Annotated in this window: 5 protein-coding genes; 4 read left to right on the top strand and 1 reads right to left on the bottom strand. The window is 62.3% G+C overall.

Translation table 11 applies throughout. The features are described from left to right. Positions 1 to 54 precede the first annotated feature (54 nt). A complete protein-coding gene (locus tag B348_RS0102335) occupies positions 55 to 942 on the bottom strand; it encodes a helix-turn-helix domain-containing protein (protein WP_017734555.1) in 888 nt (295 codons plus the stop codon). A 129-nt stretch (positions 943 to 1,071) separates the two neighbouring features. Between B348_RS0102335 and B348_RS0102330 the strand changes: the two genes are divergently transcribed. Genes B348_RS0102330 through B348_RS0102315 form a run of 4 tightly spaced genes read left to right on the top strand, consistent with a single transcriptional unit; the run spans position 1,072 to position 5,307 of the window. Beyond that, positions 1,072 to 2,430: a glutamine synthetase family protein gene (locus B348_RS0102330; RefSeq protein WP_026136497.1), complete on the top strand. Its 1,359-nt coding sequence runs from the start codon at positions 1,072 to 1,074 to the stop codon at positions 2,428 to 2,430. Positions 2,431 to 2,454: 24 nt separating this feature from the next. Continuing rightward, on the top strand, positions 2,455 to 3,543 hold the full coding sequence (locus tag B348_RS0102325) for a polyamine ABC transporter substrate-binding protein (protein ID WP_017734553.1): 1,089 nt from the start codon (positions 2,455 to 2,457) through the stop codon (positions 3,541 to 3,543). Further along, the gene (locus B348_RS0102320) at positions 3,540 to 4,835 is read left to right on the top strand and encodes an FAD-binding oxidoreductase (protein ID WP_017734552.1); all 1,296 of its coding nucleotides are present in this window, start codon (positions 3,540 to 3,542) and stop codon (positions 4,833 to 4,835) included. The genes B348_RS0102325 and B348_RS0102320 overlap by 4 nt, the downstream gene beginning before the upstream one ends. A gap of 55 nt (positions 4,836 to 4,890) precedes the next feature. After that, positions 4,891 to 5,307 carry an SRPBCC family protein gene (locus B348_RS0102315; RefSeq protein WP_026136496.1) on the top strand — a complete coding sequence of 139 codons (417 nt, stop codon included), beginning with the start codon at positions 4,891 to 4,893 and terminating at the stop codon, positions 5,305 to 5,307. Positions 5,308 to 5,387 lie beyond the last annotated feature (80 nt).

Here is a 5,387-nt window from a genome sequence, read left to right as displayed (position 1 = left end):
CACTGATACACCGCTATCGCAGGCAAGCCAGCTCCCACAGTTTTTGACTGCATTTCAACCTTGGCGCTTCAGGGTTTCGCTGGGCAGCTCTTTGAACAACGCCCGATAGCTGTTGGAAAACCGCCCCAAATGCCAGAACGACCAGTTCATCGCCACCTCCGCCACGGTGGTATCGCCGCCGCTCAACAACTCCCGCCGCGCCCCATTCAACCGGCGCAACCTCAACCACTGCGCCGGGCTCATCCCGGTGTAGGTCTTGAACCCTTGCTGCAACTGGCGCAACGGCACGCCGGCAATCTGCGCCAGTTCCAGCAGGTTGACGGTCTCGTCCGGTGCATCCGCCGCCCATTCACCGATGCGGGCCATCAGGCGGCGTGCTTCGCTGCGTTTTTGCAGTGAGCTGCGGTCGACGCCGACGCAGGCGTTGTCGAGGATAAACAGGCAGTCGTCGAGCAGTTGCTGGGTGAGGCTGACGGGGTCGATCACGGTGGCCATTCGCGTCAGCGTGCCACTGAGCCAGCGGGTGAACAGGGCATTTTGCTGGCCGCTCAGCGGGGCCATGAACAGGCCTTCCAGCTTCGCCACATCCAGGCCCTGGCGCTGCACGAACTGAGGGCCGAACACCACGGCCACTTCGCGGTAGTTTTCCGGGGTGATCCAGGTGTTGCGGCTTTCGCCGTTGAGCAGGTACAGCGCGTTATCGCTGCCGTCGAAACAGAACGCCAATGACCCCGGCGGTGCGTTGAAATGCTGCTCCACCCGCGTGTTCATGCACTCTTCGTACACCTCCACGCCCTGCAGGTCGAGGTAGCGGATCTGCCCGGCAAAATGCCCCGGGGACATCTGCTGGTACTGCTGCACCCAACCGGGTGTGGCGCTGCATTGGGCGGCCACATCACCGGTGGTGAAGGCCTGGACGCGAGAGGCGGTTGCCTGGGTCATGGGAGATCCGTGCGCACTCTATTGGTGCGCTGTGGTTCGTGCAAAGTGGATAGATGCGGTTCGAAGGCCGGCCCAAGATAGACCTCAATGCGCCGGCAATACAAGCCGGGCAACCCTGCCGAGGTCTTTATGAACGCCCCTTTCGATCAGCTGTCCGCCTGGCTGAAAGAACACAAGATTACCGAAGTCGAATGCGTGATCAGTGATTTGACGGGCATCGCCCGCGGCAAGATCGCACCCACCAACAAGTTCCTGCATGAGCGCGGCATGCGCCTGCCGGAAAGTGTGCTGCTGCAAACGGTGACCGGGGACTTTGTCGACGACGAGATCTACTACGACCTGCTGGACCCGGCCGATATCGACATGGTCTGCCGACCGGTGTCCAACGCCACCTACGTGGTGCCGTGGGCCATCGAGCCCACCGCGATTGTGATCCACGACACCTTCGACAAGCAGGGCAACCCCATCGAGCTGTCGCCGCGCAACGTGCTGAAGAAGGTCTTGCAGCTTTACACCGACCAGGGCTGGCAGCCGATCGTCGCGCCGGAAATGGAGTTCTACCTGACCCAGCGCTGCGAAGACCCGGACCTGCCGCTGAAAACCCCGGTGGGCCGCTCCGGCCGTGCGGAAACCGGGCGCCAGTCCTTCTCCATCGACGCCGCCAACGAATTCGACCCGCTGTTCGAAAACGTCTACGACTGGTGCGAAGCCCAGGGCCTGGACCTCGATACGCTGATCCACGAAGACGGCCCGGCGCAGATGGAAATCAACTTCCGCCACGGCGACGCCCTCGACCTGGCCGACCAGATCACCGTGTTCAAGCGCACCCTGCGGGAGGCGGCGCTCAAGCACAACGTCGCCGCCACCTTCATGGCCAAGCCGGTCGCCGATGAGCCCGGCAGTGCGATGCACCTGCACCAGAGCGTGGTGGACATTGCCACCGGCAAACCGGTGTTTGTCGACGCCGACGGCAAGATGAGCGAGCTGTTCCTTCACCATATCGGTGGCCTGCAAAAGTACATCCCCAAACTGCTGCCGATGTTCGCGCCCAACGTCAACTCGTTCCGCCGCTTCCTCCCGGACACCTCGGCACCGGTCAACGTGGAGTGGGGCGAAGAAAATCGCACCGTCGGCCTGCGGGTGCCCACCTCCAGCCCCGAGGCGATGCGCGTGGAAAACCGCCTGCCCGGCGCCGATGCCAATCCGTACCTGGCAATTGCCGCTAGTCTGCTGTGTGGCTACCTGGGGATGATCGAGAAGATCGAGCCGAGTGCGCCGGTGGAAGGCCGCGCCTACGAGCGGCGCAACCTGCGCCTGCCGATCACCATTGAGGACGCCCTGGTGCGCATGGAGGAGTGCGCCACGGTCAGGCACTACCTGGGCGACAAGTTTGTGCGCGGCTACGTCGCGGTCAAGCGCGCCGAGCATGAGAATTTCAAGCGGGTGATCAGTTCCTGGGAACGTGAGTTCCTGCTGTTGAGCGTCTAAAAAATCCATAAAAGGGGTGTCGATATGCGTCTTGTGCACAAGCTTCTCCCGCTGGCCCTGGTGGCTGCATTCAGCAGCACCAGCCAGGCGGCGCCGACGGTCAGTATCTATAACTGGACTGACTACATCGGCGAGACCACCTTGGCCGATTTCCAGGCCAAGACCGGAATCAAGCCGATCTATGACGTGTTCGACTCCAATGAAACCCTGGAGGGCAAGCTGCTCGCCGGGCGCACCGGGTATGACGTGGTGGTGCCGTCCAACCACTTCCTCGCGCGCCAGGTGAAGGCCGGCGCATTCCTCAAGCTGGACCGTGCGCAGTTGCCCAACTTCAAGAACCTCGACCCCAAACTGCTGGCGCTGTTGGAGAAGAACGACCCGGGCAACGCCCACTCCGTGCCCTATTTGTGGGGCACCAACGGCATCGGCTACAACGTCGACAAGGTCAAGCAGGTGCTGGGCATCGACCATATCGACTCGTGGGCGGTGCTGTTCGAACCGGAGAACATCAAGAAACTCAACCAGTGCGGCGTGGCCTTCCTCGATTCGGCGGATGAGCTGTTCCCGGCGATCCTCAACTACATGGGCAAGGACCCGCGCAGCGAGAACGCCGAGGACTACAAACAGGCCGAAGCCAAGTTGCTGACGCTGCGCCCGTACATCACCTATTTCCATTCCTCCAAGTACATCTCGGACCTGGCCAACGGTGATATCTGCGTGGCCTTCGGTTATTCCGGCGATGTGTTCCAGGCGGCCAACCGTGCCAAGGAAGCCAAGAACGGGGTGAACATTGCGTATTCGATCCCCAAGGAAGGCTCCAACCTGTGGTTTGACCTGCTGGCCATTCCTGCCGACGCCAGCAACCCGAAACAGGCCCACGCTTTCATCAACTACCTGCTGGACCCTGAGGTGATCGCCAAGGTCAGCGCCTCGGTGGGCTACGCCAATGCCAACCCGGCGGCCAAGGCCTTTATGGACCCGGATCTGGTGAACAACCCCGAGGTGTATCCGTCCCAGGACGTGCTCGACAAACTCTATATTTCCACCACGCCGACCCCGGCGACCATGCGCCTGATGACCCGCGCCTGGAGCAAAGTGAAGACCAACAAATGATGCAGCCCAGTGACCACGCCCAGTCCTACTACCGCGCCTCGGCGCATGCCATGCCCGAGCGCCCGGCGTTGGGCGGCGACCTGAGCGCCGATGTGTGCGTGATCGGCGGTGGTTTCACCGGCGTGAACACCGCCATCGAACTGGCCCAGCGCGGACTCTCGGTGATCCTGCTGGAGGCCCGGCGCATTGGCTGGGGTGCCAGCGGGCGCAATGGCGGGCAGTTGATACGCGGCATCGGCCACGATGTGTCGGGGTTCGCCAAGTATGTGGGCGAGGAGGGTGTGCGCTACCTGGAGCGGGCCGGGATCGAGTCGGTGGCGCTGGTGGGCGAGCGTATTCGCGCGCATGGCATCGACTGCGACCTGCGCTGGGGCTTTTGTGAGCTGGCGAATACGCCGGCGCAATTCGCTGCATTCAAGGGGGAACAGGAATATCTGGCGGCGATGGGATATGCCCATGAAACCCGCCTCGTCGGTGCAGAGGATATGCCGCAGATCGTGGGTTCGACGATGTATGCCGGGGGGCTGGTGGACATGGGGTCCGGGCATCTGCACCCGTTGAATCTGGTATTGGGCGAGGCGCAGGTGGCCGAGTCCCTCGGCGTGCGGATTTTCGAGCACACCGAAGTGTTGGAACTGGTCCACGGCGACACCGTGCAGGTGCGCTGCACCGCTGGCACCGTACGGGCCAACAGCCTGGTGCTGGCGTGCAATGCGCACCTTGAAGAACTGGAACCGCGCCTGAGCGGCAAGGTGCTGCCTGCGGGCAGCTACATCATCGCTACCGAGCCGTTGCCGCAGGCATTGGCGAATGAACTGATCCCGCAGAACCTGGCGCTGTGCGACCAGAAAGTCGGCCTGGATTACTACCGCCTGTCCGCCGACCGCCGCCTGTTGTTTGGCGGCGCCTGTCATTATTCAGGGCGTGATCCGGCCGATATCGCCGCGTATATGCAGCCGAAAATGCTTAAGGTATTCCCGCAGTTGGCAGGCACCGAAATCGCCTTCCAGTGGGGCGGCAAGATCGGCATCACCGCCAACCGTTTCCCCCAGGTGGGGCGCTTGCAGCAGTACCCCAATGTGTTCTACGCCCAGGGTTACTCGGGTCACGGCCTGAACGTGACCCACTGGTGCGCACGCCTGCTGGCCGAGGCGATACATGCCGGGCACAGCCAGGGCCTGGATATTTTCAGCCAGGTGCCGCACATGACGTTTCCCGGCGGCAAGGTGTTGCGCTCGCCGCTGCTGGCGTTGGGGATGTTGTGGTATCGGGTGCGGGAGTTGATGCATTGAAGCGCCGGCCGTGGCAGGCTGGGCGAGGTTTTCCTACGACTTTTGGAGATTTAACGTGCCAACAGCATCCGCAGTAATTGAAATCCCGGTATCCGCTGACAAGGTCTGGGCATTGGTCGGCGGCTTCAACGACCTGCCGAAATGGCTGCCGCTGATCGCCAAGAGCGAGCCGAGTGAAGGCGGGCGCCTGCGTCACCTGACGACCGCCGACGGTGGTGAGATCGTCGAGCGTTTGCAGACCTTTGATAATGTGGCGCGCACCTACAGCTACACCATTGAGGCATCGCCGTTTCCGGTGAGTGCCTATCTGGCGACGTTGCAGATTGAGGCGTTGAGCGATGCGTCGGCGAAGGTGACCTGGTCGGGTGTGTTCACGCCGGTGGAGGGTGTGACGGATGCGGCGGTGGAAGAGCTGTTTGCCGGTGTCTACAAAGATGGGGTCGAGGCGCTGCGGGCGAATTTCCCGGCCTGATTTGACACACAGCACATCTGATGTGGGAGCTGGCTTGCCTGCGATAGCGGTGTATCAGTGCCCTATGAGCAAGCTGACCC

This window comes from Pseudomonas sp. CBZ-4 (genome assembly GCF_000346755.1).
Taxonomy (GTDB): Bacteria; Pseudomonadota; Gammaproteobacteria; order Pseudomonadales; family Pseudomonadaceae; genus Aquipseudomonas.
The sequence above is the reverse complement of the archived record's forward strand: the minus strand, read 5'-3'. Positions and strand labels throughout refer to the sequence as shown.